The sequence below is a fragment of the Pseudomonas sp. FR229a genome (genome assembly GCF_030209115.1).
GTDB lineage: Bacteria > Pseudomonadota > Gammaproteobacteria > Pseudomonadales > Pseudomonadaceae > Aquipseudomonas > Aquipseudomonas moraviensis_A.
In genome coordinates this window covers 50,885-67,246 of record NZ_JARVSP010000027.1, presented here as the reverse complement: position 1 = coordinate 67,246, position 16,362 = coordinate 50,885, and the positions used below count along the sequence as shown (strand labels likewise).

The following is a 16,362-nucleotide window of genomic DNA, read 5'->3' as shown; positions in this document are numbered from 1 at the left end:
ATCAGATACGAAATCATTGACTGATCCACCGCTTTCGCGAGCAGGCTCACTCCCACAGATTCAGCGCCGCACGAAAAATCTTATACAAAACATTTGACTTGTACATCCATCGATCTATGCTGAGGAAAAGTTGTACAGAGATAACTCTCTGTACAGGTATAGATTCGAGGTGCTCATGTCTACAGCTTCCCTGTCCAAGCCGAAGATTGCGATCAGCGCCTGCCTGTTGGGCGAAGAAGTGCGCTACAACGGTGGGCACAAGGAATCGCGGCTGTGCAGCCGTACCCTCGCGGAATATTTCGATTTCGTCCCGTTGTGCCCGGAAGTCGCCATCGGCATGGGCATTCCCCGCGAGCCGATCCGGCTGGTCGGCGACCCTGAGCAACCCGAAGCCATCGGCACCGTCGACCGGACCATCAACGTCACCAGGCCGCTGGCCGAGTACGGCGAGAAAATGGCCGGCGAGCTGCAGGACCTTTGCGGCTACATCTTCATGCAGCAGTCGCCGTCCTGCGGACTGGAACGGGTCAAGGTCTATCACGCCAACGGCGCCCCGGTGAACGGCGGCGGACGTGGCATCTACGCGCAGGCGTTCTGTGCCCGACACCCGGACTTGCCGGTAGAAGAAGCCGGGCGCCTCAACGATCCGGTGCTGCGGGAAAACTTCATCACCCGCGTGCTCGCCTACAGCGCCTGGCAACAAGTGCTCGCTCAGGGCCTCAGCCGCCGCGCGCTCACCGAATTCCACTCGCGCTACAAGTACCTGCTGATGGCGCACAACCCGCTGCAATACAAAACCCTGGGCAAACTGCTCGGCAACATGGCCGACAGCGATCCCGCCGAACTCGGCCCGCGCTACTTCAGCGAACTGATGGCCGCGCTGAAGAAATGCGCCACTCGCGGCACCCATTGCAATGTGCTGCTGCACCTCAGCGGATATTTGAAACAATCGCTGAGTGCCGAAGACAAACAGGAAATGCAACAGGTCATCGGCCAGTACCGCCAGGGCATCGTGCCGCTGGTGGTGCCTCTGACGCTGCTTAAACACCACTTTCGACTCCATCCGGACCCGTACATCGCGCAACAGGTTTACCTGCAGCCGCATCCGGAAAACCTCAGTCTGCGAAATGCGATCTAATGAACGATAAAACCGACAGCAGCGCCCGGGAAGACCTCGGCGCCGACTTCAAGAAAGCCCTCGACGAGGGCTGGTTGCCGATTCGCGAAGTCGCGCGGCAAACCGGCGTCAACGCCATCACCCTGCGTGCGTGGGAACGTCGCTACGGGCTAGTGGTGCCCCAGCGCACGCCCAAGGGCCATCGACTGTATAGCGCTGAACATGTGCAGCGAATCATGGCCATTCTCACCTGGCTGAACCGTGGGGTGGCGGTCAGTCAGGTCAAGCCATTGCTCGACGCCCCGCAGGCCTTCACCGAGACCGTGGAGAACGACTGGCAGCGCCTGCGACAGACGTTGCTTTCGGCGGTCACCGCACTGAATGAGCGCACGCTGGATGACAGCGTCAATCAGGCCATCGCCCTGTACCCGCCCCGGACCTTGTGCGAGCAATTGCTGATGCCGCTGCTGGCCGAACTCGAACAGCGCTGGCAGGGCCAGTTCGGCGCGCAGATGGAGCGGACGTTTTTCTATTCCTGGCTGCGCAGCAAATTCGGTGCACGCATCTACCATAACAACCGCCAGCTGCATTCGGCGCCGCTGCTGTTGATCAATCATTCCGACCTGCCGCTGGAACCGCACCTGTGGCTGTGCGCATGGCTGATCAGCAGTGCCGACTGCCCGGTGCAAGTCTTCGACTGGCCGCTGCCGGCCGGTGAACTGGCACTCACCGTCGAGCATCTGCAAGCCCGTGGCGTGCTGCTGTATTCGAGCAAAGCCATGCAACTGGCGCAGTTGCCGAAACTGCTGGCGAACGTCAATTGCCCAACCCTGATTGCCGGCCCCGCAGTGCACATCCACCACAGCGAGCTGTCCGCTCGCACCGCTCAGACTGCCGAGCTGTTCCTCGCCGAAGATCCGCTTGCGGCACACCAGGCGCTGCTCGAACGCGGATTGATTTGATGATGGGTCTAATCACATGCAACTGATCTGGCTGCGCAGCGACCTGCGCCAACATGACAACACTGCCCTCGCGGCCGCTGCGGCGCGCGGCCCGACGGTGGCGGTGTATCTGTTGAGCCCCCAGCAGTGGCTGGAACACGACGATGCGCCATGCAAGGTGGATTTCTGGTTGCGCAACCTGCGCGAACTGAGCCAGAGCCTCGGCGCACTGAACATCCCGCTGTTGATTCGCAGCGCGCCGCACTGGGATCAGGCGCCGGCAGAACTGCTCAAGCTCTGCCGGCAATTGAAGATCGAAGCAGTGCACGTCAACGAAGAATACGGCGTTCACGAAAGCCGCCGCGATGATGCCGTCGCCGAAACGTTGCAGGCCGAGGGTATTGAATTCCACAGCTATCTGGATCAATTGCTGTTCAAACCCGGCACAGTGCTGACCAAGACCGGTACCTACTTTCAGGTGTTCAGTCAGTTCCGCAAGGTCTGTTACGAACGCCTGCACCGCTCGATGCCGGCGCTGGTCAAGGCACCCGGCAAACAGGCCGCGCTGGATATCGCCAGCGATGCCATTCCCGAGGCAGTCAAAGGCTTCGCCACGCCGAGTGAATCCCTGCGCACGTTGTGGCCGGCCGGTGAGCAAGAGGCGCAGCGCCGACTCGACACTTTCACCGATGCGCAGATCGATTATTACCGCAGCGAACGCGACTTTCCGGCCAAACCCGGTACCAGCCAATTGTCGGCGTACCTCGCCGCCGGGGTGATCTCGCCACGCCAGTGCCTGCACGCCGCTCTGCAAAGCAATCAGGGCGAGTTCGAAAGCGGCAAGGTCGGCGCGGTGACCTGGATCAACGAGCTGCTCTGGCGCGAATTCTACAAACATATTCTGGTCGGCTATCCACGCGTCTCGCGGCACCGCGCTTTTCGCCCGGAAACCGAGGCGCTGGCCTGGCGCGATGCGCCGGAGGAGCTCAAGGCCTGGCAAGAGGCACGCACCGGCCTGCCGATCATCGACGCGGCGATGCGTCAGTTGCTTGAAACCGGCTGGATGCACAATCGCCTGCGCATGGTCGTGGCGATGTTCCTGACCAAAAACCTGCTGATCGACTGGCGCGAGGGCGAACGCTTTTTCATGCGCCACCTGATCGATGGCGACCTGGCGGCGAACAACGGCGGTTGGCAGTGGAGCTCGTCGACCGGCACCGACTCGGCGCCGTACTTCCGTATTTTCAACCCGTTGAGCCAGTCGGAAAAATTCGACGCCGAGGGCGTGTTCATCAAGCACTGGTTGCCGGAACTGGCCGGGCTCAACAAAAAGGAAGTGCACAATCCGGCGGGCGCCGGAGGGCTGTTCGGCGTGGCGGATTATCCGGCGCCGATCGTCAACCTCAGCGCCTCACGCGAACGTGCGCTGACGGCGTTCAAGAACCTGCCGTCGCGCCAGCATGCGAGTGGCGGCGATGAGTGAATTCCTGCGCAGCTTCGCCCGCGAGTTTTCCGGGTTGAACAAAGACAATCTGCATCGCTTGGGCGAGCTGTACAGCGACGACATTCATTTCACCGATCCACTGCACGAAGTTCAGGGCCTGGCGCAACTGCAGGATTACTTCAAAGAGCTGTACGCCAACGTCAGTGATCTACGCTTCGACTTTCACGGTTTCGACCAGATCGGCGCAGGCGAAGGTTATCTGCGCTGGGTCATGAGCTATCGCCACCCGCGTCTGGCCAAAGGCCGGGAAATCCGGGTTGGCGGCTGTTCGCACCTGCTCTGGCGCGACAAGGTTTATCGCCATCGGGATTATTTCGATGCCGGGGCGCTGCTGTATGAACACTTGCCAATATTGGGCCGGGTGATTGCCTGGCTGAAAAGGAGAATGGGATGAGTCGTACACCTCCACGGCGGTATTGGTTGACCGGCGCCAGCAGTGGCATCGGTGCAGCATTGTGCGAGGACATTCTGAAAAGCGGCGCGCACCTGGCGGTCAGTTCGCGCTCGGTCGCGCCGCTGAAAGTCTTGTCGCAGCGTTATCCGGGCCAGGTACTGGTGGTGCCCGGCGATCTGACCAACAGTCAGACCGTGCGCGAAATCGGCGAGCGGATCGGCGACGCTTGGGGCTCGCTGGACAGCGTGATTCTCAACGCCGGCACCTGTGAATATGTCGACGCGCGCCAGTTCGACTCCTCGATCATCGAGCACGTGGTGCGCACCAATCTGCTCGCCAGCAGCTACTGCATCGAAGCCGCCCTGCCGCTGCTGCGCAAAGGCACCACGCCGCATCTGGTCGGCATGGCCAGCTCGGTGACCTACCTGCCCCTGCCACGGGCCGAAGCCTACGGCGCATCGAAGGCCGGGCTGCGTTACCTGTTCGAATCGCTGCGCATCGATCTGGCGGACGAAGGCATTGACGTCACTATCATCAGCCCGGGTTTTGTCGAGACGCCGCTGACCGAGAGAAACGATTTCCCGATGCCGCTGAGCTGGCCCGCGGATAAAGCGGCGCGGCACATCTTCGCCAAACTCAAGGACCGGCCGCTGGAAATTGCTTTCCCGGGGCTGTTCATGGCGGCGCTTTGGCCACTGTCGAAGCTGCCGGCCCGCGCGCAACTGGCGATCGGCAAACGCATGGTGCGCAAGAACCCACCGCAGCGGGACCCGATATGAAAATCGCCGTGATTGGCAGCGGTATCGCCGGGCTGACCTGCGCTTACCTGCTGAACCGCCGCCACGACATCACCGTCTTCGAAGCGAGTGACTGGGTCGGCGGGCATACCCATACCGTGCCGGTCAGCGTGGCCGGGCAGCCATTCGCCATCGACACCGGCTTCATCGTGTTCAACGACTGGACCTACCCGAACTTCATTCGCTTGCTCAACCAGCTCGGCGTGGCGTTCAAGCCGACCGAAATGAGCTTTTCGGTGACCGACCCGGACACCGGCGTCGAGTACAACGGCAACAACCTCAACAGCCTGTTCGCCCAGCGCAGCAATCTGTTGTCGCCGGGGTTCTGGGGCATGCTGCGCGACATTCTGCGCTTCAACAAGGAAGCCCAGCGTGACCTGATGGAACTGCGCATCGCCGCCGACACTACCCTCGACGATTACCTCAAGGCTGGCGGCTACGGTGAACGCTTCATCCTGCATTACATCGTGCCGATGGGCGCGGCGATCTGGTCGATGCCGATGGCGGAAATGCTTAATTTCCCGCTGCAGTTTTTCCTGCGCTTTTTCAAGAATCATGGCCTGCTGTCGGTCAGTGATCGCCCGCAATGGCAAGTCATCGAAGGCGGTTCCAGTGCCTACATCGCGCCACTGACCGCCTCATTCCACGACAGGATTCGCCTGAACTGCCCGGTCAGCCGCGTCGAGCGCAATCAGCACGGCGTGGTTATCCACAGCCCGGCCGGCCTCGAACATTTCGACAAAGTGGTGTTTGCCTGCCACAGCGATCAGGCCCTGAAGTTGCTGGGCAATCCGAGCGAGGCCGAGCGCTCGATTCTCGGCGCCCTGCTCTACGCCGACAACGACGTGGTGCTGCACACCGACACGCGCCTGTTGCCAGCGCGCAAACTGGCCTGGGCCAGCTGGAACTATCGCCTCGGCGGCGCCGGTCATACTCGCGCGGCGGTCACCTACAACATGAACATCCTGCAGGGCATCGAGAGCGACACTACATTCTGCGTCAGCCTCAACCAGACCGCCGGCATCACCCCGGACAAAGTGCTGGCCCGCTACACCTACGCCCACCCGCAATACACTTTGGCTGCCGCAGCGGCGCAAAACCGCTGGGGCGAACTCGATGGCGAGCAGCACACGCACTATTGCGGCGCCTACTGGGCCAATGGCTTCCATGAGGATGGCGTGGTCAGCGGCTTGCGCGTGGCCGCTGCGTTCGGTGAAACCCTGTGAACAGTGCTCTCTACAGCGGCGTCATCGGCCATCGACGTTTCTCGCCGCGCCGTCACGAATTCCGCTACCGCATCGGTTTGCTCTATCTCGACCTGAGCGAGCAGGACGCCGTATTGGGCTTGTCACCGCTGGCGGGGCGTAGTCGCTTTGCGCCGTTCTCGTTTCGAGAGACCGATTACCTGAAAGCTTTCACCGGCAAGGGCATCCGTCTGATCGACGCGGTGCGCCAGCAGGTGGGCGCGGCCATCGGTCATGAGCCACGGGGCGCGGTGTGCCTTTTGACTCAGCCGCGCAGTTGGGGGCTGTCGTTCAATCCGGTGAGTTTCTTCTATTGCCACGAAGCCGACGGGCAACTCGCGGCCATCGTTTGTGAGGTAACCAATACGCCATGGCGCGAGCGTTATCACTACGTGCTGCCGGCGCAGACACCGACCAGTCTGGTGGACTTTCATCAACATTTCGCCGTGGCCAAGGCCTTTCACGTCTCGCCGTTCCTGCCCCGCGACCTCGAATATCGCATGAGTTTCAGCCCGGCCGCGCAAAGCCTCGGCGTGCACATGGCCGATTGGCAGGGCAGCGAAAAACTGTTCGACGCCACGTTGAATCTGCGCCGCGAACCGCTCGATCGACGCAGCCTGCACCGCTATCTGCGCCGCTTCCCGTGGATGACCGCAAAAACCGCCCTGGCGATCTACTGGCAAGCGCTGCGACTGCTGCTCAAGCGCGCGCCGATTTTCGCTCATCAGCCTGCCGACGGCAGCTTTCAAACCGCCACCGTGCCTCCGAAGGAGCCGCACCATGAAATCCTCTAGCCTGCCGCTCGGTCGCTTCAGCACCAACGGCCTGACCGGCTCGCTGCTGCGCCGTGGCGTGCTGCGACAGCTGGCGCAGCTCAAACACGGACAATTGATGATCGTCGAGGATGGCGAACAGATGCTCTTTGGCACACCGGGCAGCGCCTTGCTCGGCGAGGTCCATGTGCTCGATCCGGCGCTGTGGGGCATGGTTGCCAGCAACGGCTCGATCGGCGCCGGCGAAGCATTCATCCACGGCTATTGGAGTTCGCCGGACCTGACCGCGGTGGTGCGCGTGTTCGTCAGCAATCTCGAGGTGCTCGACGCCATGGAGGGTGGCCTGGCGCGACTCGGCCGGCCCTTCGTGCAAGGCCTGCACTGGCTCAATCGCAACACGCGCAAGGGCTCACAAAAAAACATCGCCGCGCATTACGACCTCGGCAATGAACTGTTCGAACAGTTCCTCGACCCGACCATGATGTATTCCGCCGCCCAGTTCCTCTCCCCAAGCGACACCCTGGAACAGGCGCAACTGAACAAACTCGAACGCATCTGCCAGAAACTCGCGCTCAAGCCCAGCGATCACCTGCTGGAAATCGGCACCGGTTGGGGCAGCATGGCGCTGTACGCGGCGCAGCATTATGGCTGCCGCGTGACCACCACGACCCTGTCCAAAGAGCAGTTCGCGTTCACTGCCAAACGCATCGAACAACTCGGCTTGCAGGATCGCGTCACGCTCCTGCTCAAGGACTACCGCGACCTCAGCGGCGAGTACGACAAACTGGTGTCGATCGAGATGATCGAAGCGGTCGGCCATCGGTTCCTGCCGACCTATTTCAAGCAATGCGCGCAGTTGCTCAAGAGCAACGGCCTGATGCTGCTCCAGGCGATCACCATTCGCGAGCAACGCTACGAACAGGCGAAACGCCGCGTCGACTTCATCCAGCGCTACATCTTCCCCGGCGGCGCCCTGCCCTCGGTGCACAAGATGCTCGATGTGGTCAGTCGCGAGACCGACATGAACCTGCTGCACATGGAAGATTTCGGCCTGCATTACGCCAAGACATTGCGCCTGTGGCACGAGAACTTTCGCCTCGCCCATGGTCGCTTGAACGAATTGGGTTACGACGATTATTTCCTGCGCTTGTGGGAGTTCTACCTTTGCTACTGCGAGGGCGGATTCCTCGAGCGGACTATCGGCACCGCGCAATTGCTGCTGGCGAAACCGGCGGCGATGACCGCGCCGCTGCTCGGTCGCTTCGATGCTTGAGCGCCTCGCCAATGCCGTGCTGTTCCAGCTCGGCTGGCTGGCCTGCGTCATCGGCGGCAACAGTTTGTGGCTGTTGCTCGCACTGGCGGCGCTGGTCATTCATCTGCGCTGGATCAGCAGTTGGGCGGCGGAAGGTCGGCTGATGCTGTCCGTGGTGATTGTCGGCACGGCGGTAGACAGTGTTTTGCGTTACCTCGACGTGTTCCGCTTCGAAGATGCTGCACCGTTGATTCCGTTGTGGCTGATGCTGCTCTGGGCGCTGCTCGCCACCACATTGCGTCATTGTCTGGCCTGGAGCGCACGGCCATGGTGGCTGGCCAGCGCACTTGGCGCGGTGGGCGGTGCGTTGTCGTACTACGGCGGCGGACGCCTGGCCGGCGTGCACTTTCCCTACGGCGAAGTGCCGACGCTGATGGTGATCGGCGTGCTCTGGGCCGGGCTGTTTCCGCTGCTGCACATGATGGCGCGACGGCTGGCGCCATGAGCGTCCGTCAGCGCTTTCACACCCACAGCGATCACTGCCTTACACTGCCGCGATGAAAACCATCCCCCACACACAAATCGACGAACCGGCGGTCACCTGCTCGACCTGCGCCGCGTGCTGCTGCCAGCTCGAAGTCATGCTGATCACCGACACCGGCGTGCCTGATCGCTTTATCGATACCGATGAATGGGGCGGTGAAGTGATGCTGCGTCTGGACGACGGCTGGTGTGCGGCGCTGGATCGCGACAGCATGATGTGCACGATCTACGAACGGCGACCGTTGATCTGCCGCGAGTTTGAAATGGGCGCGCCGGAGTGCATCGAAGAGCGCCGGGGTATTGCAACAGCCTACCGCTGAAACAACTGTAGGAGTGAGCCTGCTCGCGATCGCGGTGTGTCAGTGCCAAATGTTTCGGCTGACACACCACGATCGCGAGCAGGCTCACTCCTACAAGAAGCGTGAAGCGTCGAACAATTACAGCGGCATTGTGTAATGCAGCGCGTAGCTTTCTACACCATCGTTGTCGCTGGACAGGCCAGCGTTGGAGTAGTGCGTGGCGCGGATGCCGACTTCGTGGCCGCCGTTGAAGCGCAGGCCGAAACCGATGCGGTCTTCGAACTGGAAGGAGCCGCCCAGCTTGTTGCTTTCGTATTCGGTGTTGGAGAAGAACGCCGCGCCGATACCCGCTTCAACGTACGGTTTGACGGACTGGCCGGCAAACTCGTAAACGAAGACAGGCGAGAACGACAGGCTGTTGTTGCTGGAAGTCTTGTCACCTTCCCAGTACGTGTAGGCACCGCTCCAGTAGCCGGTCAGGCGACCCACGTCGCTCTGCAGCCAGCTCTTGTCCCAGTCGAAATTCATGCCCAGGCGATACGTCATTGTCGAATCGCTGGTACCGCCGACGGCGAATTCAACGCCAGCGGCTTGTGCAGAAATGCTTTGCCCCATCAGTGCGGCCGCAATCGCGGCCAAGCAGAATAGTCGCTTCACTTTGAAACTTCCTTTTCCGGAACGATCGTTTGGTTTTAAGTTGCTGCTGTCGCTATAGAAATCTGCGCTTGGTCAGAAGTTCAGCGTATTTCGAGTTATTTCACATTTTTTTTACAAGTCGAAGTTTTGCACATTCGACGCAGTTTGGCCCAGCAGCGGTAGGATTTTTCTGAAGGATCGTGCATCGGCACTGGTCCAGAACCTTACAGGCAGGCTCGGACCTTGCGCCAGCAGATCACGCTCGGCGAGCAATCGTTGCAGCTGCCGGGCCACGGCAGCGCCGGTATCGATCAGGCTGACATCGTCGGCGATCATCGACCTAAGCAGCGGCTTGAGGAAAGGATAATGGGTACATCCCAGGATGATCGTATCGCAGCCCTGAGCCAGTAAAGGTGTGACGTAACCCTGCAGCAAAGTGCGCAATTGCGCGCTGTGCAGGTCGCCATTTTCAATCAGTTCGACCAACCCCGGACACGGCTGGGTGATGACTTTGACGTCAGCCGCAAAGCGATCGAGCAACGCGGCGAACTTGGCGCTCTGCAACGTACCTGTCGTTGCCAGCACGCCAACCACGCCACTGCGGGTCGCCGCTGCGGCCGGTTTGACCGCCGGTTCCATGCCGACAATCGGCCAGTCGGGGAAGTCGCGACGCAGATCGGCAACACCGGCCACAGTCGCGGTATTGCACGCCAGCACCAAAGCCTTGGCGCCCTGTTCGCGGAAAAAACCGGCCATCACACTGCAACGCTGACGGATGAATTCCGGGGTCTTTTCGCCGTAGGGAATATGCCCGCAATCGGCGACGTAGAGCAGCGATTCGTTGGGCAGCAAACGCTGGATTTCCGCGAGAACCGACAAGCCGCCGACCCCGGAATCGAACACGCCGATCGGCGCCTCACGCATGGCGCGCGCCACAGACGCTGCAACCCGGATCGCGCTTGACCCGCAGTTCACGGAAGCGCGAACCCAAGGCGTCGATCAGCAGCAGGCGCCCCACCAACGGTTCGCCAAAGCCGACCAGCACCTTCAGCGCTTCCAGCGCCTGCAGGCTGCCAACCAGTCCAACCAGCGGCCCGACGACGCCGGCCTCGCTGCAGGTCAGTTCGGCTTCGCTGCCGTGACCGTACAGACAGTGGTAGCAAGGACTCTCGGCACGCCGTGGGTCGAACACCGACAACTGCCCTTCCAGACGAATCGCTGCGCCGCTCACCAGTGGTTTGCGCGCGACTACACACGCGGCGTTGACCGCCTCACGGGTGGCGAAGTTGTCCGAGCAATCGAGCACCAGATCCACCGCCGCCACCGCTGCGGCAAGAGAATCCTCGTCCAGCGCCCGCCGATGGGCGATGAGTTGGATTTCAGGATTGATCGCGCCCAGGCGTTTGAGCGCCGAGTCGACCTTGGACATGCCGACGCTGTCTGTGTCGTGAATGATCTGCCGTTGCAGGTTGGTCAGATCGACCGTGTCGAAATCCGCCAGATGCAACTCGCCGACGCCCGCTGCCGCCAGGTACAAGGCCACCGGCGCGCCGAGGCCGCCGAGGCCGACGATCAGCACGAGGCTGGCCTTGAGCTTCAGTTGCCCGTCGATGTCGATGTGTTGCAGGAGAATCTGCCGGCTGTAGCGCAGCAATTCCTGATCATTCAGCACGGCAGGCGCCCCAGACTGATGCGTTGATGGCCGCCCAGATCGGTGCGGCTGTGGACTTCTTCAAAGCCACGGGTGAGCAGCAGATCACGCACGGCTTCGGCCTGATCATAGCCGTGTTCGAGCATCAGCCAACCAGCGCTTTCCAGATGATCGGGGGCTTGCGCAACAATCAGGCGCAGATCATCGAGGCCATCTTCACCAGCCACCAAAGCACTGGCCGGTTCGAAGCGCACATCGCCCTCGACCAGATGCGGATCGGCCGCAGCGATGTACGGCGGGTTACTGATGATCAGATGGAAGCGCTGACCTTCCAACGCACTGAACCAATGGCTGCTCAGCACGATGGCGTTGTTCAAATGCAGACGCTGGCGATTGCGCTCGGCCAAGGCCACGGCTTCGAGCACGCGATCGACGGCGGTGACTTTCCACGCCGGGCGTTCGCTGGCCAAGGCCAAAGCAATTGCGCCACTGCCGGTACCGAGATCGAGGACCTTGGCCGGGGTTGCCGGCAGCAGCTCAAGGGCTGCCTCCACCAGCAATTCGGTATCCGGGCGCGGGATCAGCGTGTGCGGCGCGACTTCCAGATCGAGCTTCCAGAAGCCCTGCTGGCCGAGAATGTAGGCCACCGGCTCACCGCTACGCCGCCGTTGCAGGTACTCGGCGAACGTCAGCGCAGCCTCGCTCGGGACGATGCGCTCGGGCCAGGTATGCAGAAAGCTGCGCGACTTGCCCAGCGCGGCGGCGAGGAGCAGTTCAGCGTCCAGGCGCGCAGTGGGCGAGTCCGGCAGTTCGGCGGCGCGCAACAGGCTGGCGATGATGGTCATTTATTCACCTATCGCTGCGAGTTGGTCAGCCTGGTATTCGGCCAGCAACGGCTCGATCACGGCTTCGACGCCACCGGCAAGAATTTCATCCAGCGAATACAGGGTCAGGTTGACGCGATGGTCGGTGACCCGGCCTTGAGCATAGTTGTACGTGCGGATGCGCTCGGAGCGGTCGCCGGAACCGACCAGCAATTTACGCTCACTGGCAATCGCGTTGGCCGCCGCAGCGTTTTGCTGATCGTTGAGCTTGGCCGACAACCAGGCCATCGCCCGGGCACGGTTCTTGTGCTGGGAACGTTCTTCCTGACACTCGACGACAGTGCCGGTGGGTATGTGGGTGATGCGGATCGCCGAGTCCGTGGTGTTGACGTGCTGACCACCGGCCCCGGAGGAGCGGAAGGTGTCGACGCGCAAATCCGCCGGATTGATCTCGATGGCTTCGCGTTCGTCCGGCTCGGGCAATACCGCCACGGTGCAGGCGGAGGTGTGAATCCGGCCCTGGGATTCGGTGGCAGGAACACGCTGGACACGGTGCGCGCCGGACTCGAATTTCAGCTTGCCGTAGACGTTGTCGCCTTCGATACGGGCGATGACTTCTTTATAGCCACCGTGTTCGCCTTCGTTTTCCGAGAGGATCTCGACACGCCAGCCACGCCGCTCGGCATAACGCGAATACATGCGAAACAGGTCGCCGGAGAAGATCGCCGCCTCGTCGCCACCGGTGCCGGCGCGGATTTCGAGGAAGACGTTGCGCCCGTCGTTCGGATCCTTGGGCAGCAACATGCGCTGCAGATCGGATTCCAGCGTGATCAGCAATTCCTTGGCTTCGCGGACTTCTTCCACGGCCATTTCGCGCATGTCCGGGTCGCTGTCCTTGAGCAGCGCCTGTGCGCCTTCAAGATCGCCTTGTACGCTGAGCAGCTTTTTATACGCAGCCACGACAGGCTCGAGTTCGGCGTATTCCTTGGAGTACGCACGAAATTTGGCCTGATCGGCAATGACTTCGCCGTCGCCGAGCAGCGCGGTCAGTTCCTCGAAACGGTCCTGGAGAATGTCCAGCTTGTTGAGCAGTGACGCTTTCATTGCGGTTTTTTATCCGAAAAACTATCCGGTGAGCCCTCGAGGGCGAAGAGTTCCTGGGCCATGGCCAGCGCATCGAGGCGGCCTTCGGCAGACAGCTTTTTCAACTGCACGCTGGGCGCATGCAAGAGTTTGTTGGTCAGGCCACGGGCCAGTTGCCCGAGCACGTCCTCGGCGTTGCCGCCGTTGGCCAGCAGACGCAGGGCCTTTTGCAATTCTTCGTCACGCAGGCGTTCGCTCTGTTGACGATAGGCCTTGAGCACATCGACCGCCGCCAGTTCGCGCAGGCGCACCATGAAATCGTCGGCGCCGACCGAGACCATTTCCTCCGCCGCTTGCGCTGCGCCCTGGCGGCTCTTGAGGTTCTCGGCGACCACTTCGTGGAGATCGTCGACGCTGTACAGGTAAACGTCGTCGAGTTCGCCGACTTCCGGCTCGATATCTCGCGGTACAGCAATGTCGACCATGAAGATCGGCTTGTGCTTGCGCAGCTTCAGTGCACTTTCCACCGCGCCCTTGCCGAGAATCGGCAACTGGCTGGCGGTCGAACTGATGACGATGTCGCTGCGCACCAGTTCCGCCGGAATGTCCGAGAGCAGCACCGCGTGAGCGCCGAACTGCTCAGCCAACTGACTGGCGCGCTCCAGCGTACGGTTGGCAACGACGATGCGCTTGACCCCCAGCTCATGCAAATGGCGCGCGACCAGAGTGATCGTCTCGCCAGCGCCGATCAGCAACGCCTGACTGCGTTGCAGATCACTGAAAATCTGTTTGGCCAGGCTGACTGCGGCAAATGCCACCGACACCGGGTTCTCGCCGATCGCAGTATCGGTGCGCACCTGCTTGGCGGCATTGAAGGTCGCCTGAAACAGCCGCCCCAGCAGCGGGCCGATGGTGCCGGCCTCGCGGGCCACGGCGTAGGCCGATTTCATCTGACCGAGAATCTGTGGTTCGCCCAGCACCAGCGAATCGAGCCCGGAGGCGACGCGCATCATGTGACGAACGGCCGCATCGTCTTCATGCACATAGGCACTGGCGCGCAGCTCGTCCAGGCTCAGATGGTGATAGTCGGCGAGCCAGCGCAGCACGACATCGGCCGAGAGCTGATCCTGTTCTATATAAAGCTCACTGCGATTGCAGGTGGAGAGGATCGCGGCTTCGCGGCTGTCGGTCAGTCGGCAGAGCTGCTGCAAGGCCTCAACCAGCTGCTCAGGGGTAAAGGCCACGCGCTCGCGGACGTCTACTGAAGCAGTCTTGTGGTTAATACCGAGTGCAAGGAAGGCCATTCAAGGTCGCTGGTGGTGACGTGAAGCCGGCAATTGTCCTACTTCGAAAGATCCAGAACAACTACCGCTGACTATTGTCCCAATTGTCAGACCCTATAATGAGCACAATTTGGCTCCTTGTAGGAGCTGCCGCAGGCTGCGATCTTTTGATTGTGGTTTTTCGAATCACCAGCAAGATCAAAAGATCGCAGCCTTCGGCAGCTCCTACGGTTATGTTTGGCCGAAGGCTTGTGTCATGATGATCCGACCGCAGGTTAGTCGTCCTCTTCCTATATGAATAGATCTTCCGCGTTGCTCCTCGCTTTTGTCTTCCTCAGCGGCTGCCAGGCCATGGCGCCCGTTGCGCCGGACGGTACCCCGCCGGTCGAAGACACCACGCCCGCGCCTGAAAAGCCCAAGGTTTACAGCTCGTTCAGCGAGGAAACCGTGTTCAGCCTGCTGAGTGCCGAACTCGCCGGCCAGCGCAATCGTTTCGACATTGCCCTGGACAACTACGTGACCCAGGCCATCAATACCCAGGATCCGGGCGTGTCCGAGCGTGCTTTTCGCATCGCCGAATATCTGGGCGCCGATCAACCGGCCCTCGACACCGCGCTGATCTGGGCCCGCAACGCTCCGGACGATCTCGAAGCGCAACGCGCCGCCGCCGTGCAACTGGCCCGCGCCGGGCGTTACGACGACTCCATGGTCTATATGGAGAAAGTCCTGCAGGGCAAGGGCGACACCCATTTCGATTTCCTCGCACTGTCGGCCGCCGACACCGATCAGGAAACCCGCAACGGTCTGATGAAAAGCTTCGACCGCTTGCTGCAGCGTCACCCGAACAACAATCAGCTGATTTTCGGCAAGGCGCTGCTGTTGCAGCAGGACGGCGACAATCAGGGCGCACTGACCCTGCTTGAAGACCATCCGCCGGAAGATGGCGAGATCGCACCGATTCTGCTGCGCGCGCGCCTGCTTCAGCTGCTCAATCGTGGCGACGAAGCGCTGCCGCTGTTGCAGAAAAACATCAGGAAGTACCCGGAAGACAAACGCCTGCGCCTGACTTACGCGCGCATGCTGGTCGAGCAGGACCGCATGGACGACGCCAAGGCCGAGTTCTCCACGCTTGTTCAGCAATACCCGGAAGACGACGAACTGCGCTATTCGCTGGCGCTGGTGTGCCTGGAAGCCAAGGCGTGGGACGAGGCCAAGGGTTATCTGGAAGACCTCATCGCTCGCGAAAGCCATGTCGATTCGGCGCACCTGAACCTCGGCCGGATTGCCGAAGAACGCAACGATCCGCAGGGCGCACTCATCGAGTACGCCCAAGTCGGCCCGGGCAACGACTATCTGCCGGCACAACTGCGTCAGGCCGATATCCTGATGAGCAACGGCAAAGCCGCCGAAGCGCAAAGCAAACTGGCGGCCGAGCGTGACGAACAGCCCGACTACGCCATCCAGCTTTACCTGATCGAATCGGAAACCCTGTCGGCCAACAAACAGGACGACAAGGCCTGGAAAGTCCTGCAGCAAGCCCTGCAGAAATACCCGGACGATCTCAACCTGCTTTACACCCGCGCCATGCTCGCGGAGAAGCGCAATGACCTGGCGCAAATGGAAAAAGACCTGCGCCTGATCATCAAGCGCGATCCGGACAATGCCATGGCGCTGAATGCGCTGGGCTACACCTTGTCCGACCGCACTACCCGTTACGCCGAAGCGAAAACGCTGATCGAGCAGGCGCATCAGATCAATCCTGAAGACCCGGCGGTTCTCGACAGCCTCGGCTGGGTGAACTACCGCCTGGGCAATCTGGACGACGCAGAGAAATACCTGCGCCAGGCGCTCGAGCGTTTCCCTGATCACGAAGTCGCCGCGCACCTGGGCGAAGTCCTCTGGGCCAAGGGCAATCAACGCGAAGCCAAACAAGTGTGGGGCAAGTTCCTCAAGGACCAGCCCGACAGCACCATTCTGCGCAGCACCATCAAGCGCCTGACCGGATCCGAGACTCTTTAACC

The 16,362-nt window shown here is 61.3% G+C and carries 17 protein-coding genes; 11 read left to right on the top strand and 6 right to left on the bottom strand.

What is annotated here, in order from left to right; translation table 11 throughout:
* Positions 1-175: 175 nt before the first annotated feature.
* From QRN33_RS22210 to QRN33_RS22165, 10 genes are read left to right on the top strand one after another with little or no spacing between them, the layout of a single operon-like run.
* Positions 176-1,138, top strand: coding sequence for a YbgA family protein (locus QRN33_RS22210; protein ID WP_042609715.1), 963 nt, complete (start codon positions 176-178; stop codon positions 1,136-1,138).
* The gene (locus QRN33_RS22205; protein ID WP_281923634.1) at positions 1,138-2,079 is read left to right on the top strand and encodes a MerR family transcriptional regulator; all 942 of its coding nucleotides are present in this window, start codon (positions 1,138-1,140) and stop codon (positions 2,077-2,079) included. Before QRN33_RS22210 ends, QRN33_RS22205 begins: the two co-directional genes overlap by 1 nt.
* 16 nt (positions 2,080-2,095) lie before the next feature.
* Entirely contained in the window at positions 2,096-3,541 is a 1,446-nt protein-coding gene (gene phrB, locus QRN33_RS22200) for a deoxyribodipyrimidine photo-lyase (RefSeq protein ID WP_285410128.1), read from the top strand.
* Positions 3,534-3,956 carry a nuclear transport factor 2 family protein gene (locus tag QRN33_RS22195; RefSeq protein ID WP_042609712.1) on the top strand — a complete coding sequence of 141 codons (423 nt, stop codon included), beginning with the start codon at positions 3,534-3,536 and terminating at the stop codon, positions 3,954-3,956. Before phrB ends, QRN33_RS22195 begins: the two co-directional genes overlap by 8 nt.
* Positions 3,953-4,735 carry an SDR family NAD(P)-dependent oxidoreductase gene (locus QRN33_RS22190; protein WP_227973059.1) on the top strand — a complete coding sequence of 261 codons (783 nt, stop codon included), beginning with the start codon at positions 3,953-3,955 and terminating at the stop codon, positions 4,733-4,735. Before QRN33_RS22195 ends, QRN33_RS22190 begins: the two co-directional genes overlap by 4 nt.
* Positions 4,732-5,979, top strand: coding sequence for an NAD(P)/FAD-dependent oxidoreductase (locus QRN33_RS22185; protein WP_285410127.1), 1,248 nt, complete (start codon positions 4,732-4,734; stop codon positions 5,977-5,979). The genes QRN33_RS22190 and QRN33_RS22185 overlap by 4 nt, the downstream gene beginning before the upstream one ends.
* Positions 5,976-6,791, top strand: a complete 816-nt coding sequence (locus QRN33_RS22180; RefSeq protein WP_285410126.1) for a DUF1365 domain-containing protein — start codon at positions 5,976-5,978, stop codon at positions 6,789-6,791. The genes QRN33_RS22185 and QRN33_RS22180 overlap by 4 nt, the downstream gene beginning before the upstream one ends.
* Positions 6,778-8,043, top strand: coding sequence for an SAM-dependent methyltransferase (locus QRN33_RS22175; RefSeq protein ID WP_285410125.1), 1,266 nt, complete (start codon positions 6,778-6,780; stop codon positions 8,041-8,043). Before QRN33_RS22180 ends, QRN33_RS22175 begins: the two co-directional genes overlap by 14 nt.
* Positions 8,036-8,527, top strand: coding sequence for a DUF2878 domain-containing protein (locus QRN33_RS22170; RefSeq protein WP_285410124.1), 492 nt, complete (start codon positions 8,036-8,038; stop codon positions 8,525-8,527). The genes QRN33_RS22175 and QRN33_RS22170 overlap by 8 nt, the downstream gene beginning before the upstream one ends.
* Before the next feature lie 52 nt (positions 8,528-8,579).
* A complete protein-coding gene (locus QRN33_RS22165) occupies positions 8,580-8,885 on the top strand; it encodes a YkgJ family cysteine cluster protein (protein WP_042609706.1) in 306 nt (101 codons plus the stop codon).
* 117 nt (positions 8,886-9,002) lie between these two features.
* Here QRN33_RS22165 and QRN33_RS22160 read toward each other — a convergent pair whose 3' ends face one another.
* From QRN33_RS22160 to hemA, 6 genes are all read right to left on the bottom strand, one after another.
* Positions 9,003-9,521 carry an acyloxyacyl hydrolase gene (locus QRN33_RS22160; RefSeq protein ID WP_024014291.1) on the bottom strand — a complete coding sequence of 173 codons (519 nt, stop codon included), beginning with the start codon at positions 9,519-9,521 and terminating at the stop codon, positions 9,003-9,005.
* A gap of 111 nt (positions 9,522-9,632) precedes the next feature.
* The gene (gene murI / locus QRN33_RS22155) at positions 9,633-10,424 is read right to left on the bottom strand and encodes a glutamate racemase (RefSeq protein ID WP_042609705.1); all 792 of its coding nucleotides are present in this window, start codon (positions 10,422-10,424) and stop codon (positions 9,633-9,635) included.
* Positions 10,417-11,172, bottom strand: coding sequence for a molybdopterin-synthase adenylyltransferase MoeB (locus QRN33_RS22150; RefSeq protein ID WP_285410123.1), 756 nt, complete (start codon positions 11,170-11,172; stop codon positions 10,417-10,419). Before QRN33_RS22150 ends, murI begins: the two co-directional genes overlap by 8 nt.
* Complete coding sequence (prmC, locus tag QRN33_RS22145) at positions 11,166-11,996, bottom strand: peptide chain release factor N(5)-glutamine methyltransferase (protein ID WP_116657786.1); 831 nt, start codon at positions 11,994-11,996, stop codon at positions 11,166-11,168. Before prmC ends, QRN33_RS22150 begins: the two co-directional genes overlap by 7 nt.
* Positions 11,997-13,079 carry a peptide chain release factor 1 gene (prfA, locus tag QRN33_RS22140; protein WP_042609702.1) on the bottom strand — a complete coding sequence of 361 codons (1,083 nt, stop codon included), beginning with the start codon at positions 13,077-13,079 and terminating at the stop codon, positions 11,997-11,999. It lies immediately after the preceding gene.
* A complete protein-coding gene (gene hemA / locus QRN33_RS22135) occupies positions 13,076-14,362 on the bottom strand; it encodes a glutamyl-tRNA reductase (protein ID WP_016773209.1) in 1,287 nt (428 codons plus the stop codon). The genes prfA and hemA overlap by 4 nt, the downstream gene beginning before the upstream one ends.
* A 273-nt stretch (positions 14,363-14,635) precedes the next feature.
* On the opposite strand from hemA, the gene QRN33_RS22130 reads away from it, so the two are divergent.
* Positions 14,636-16,360, top strand: a complete 1,725-nt coding sequence (locus QRN33_RS22130; RefSeq protein WP_042609701.1) for a tetratricopeptide repeat protein — start codon at positions 14,636-14,638, stop codon at positions 16,358-16,360.
* Positions 16,361-16,362 lie beyond the last annotated feature (2 nt).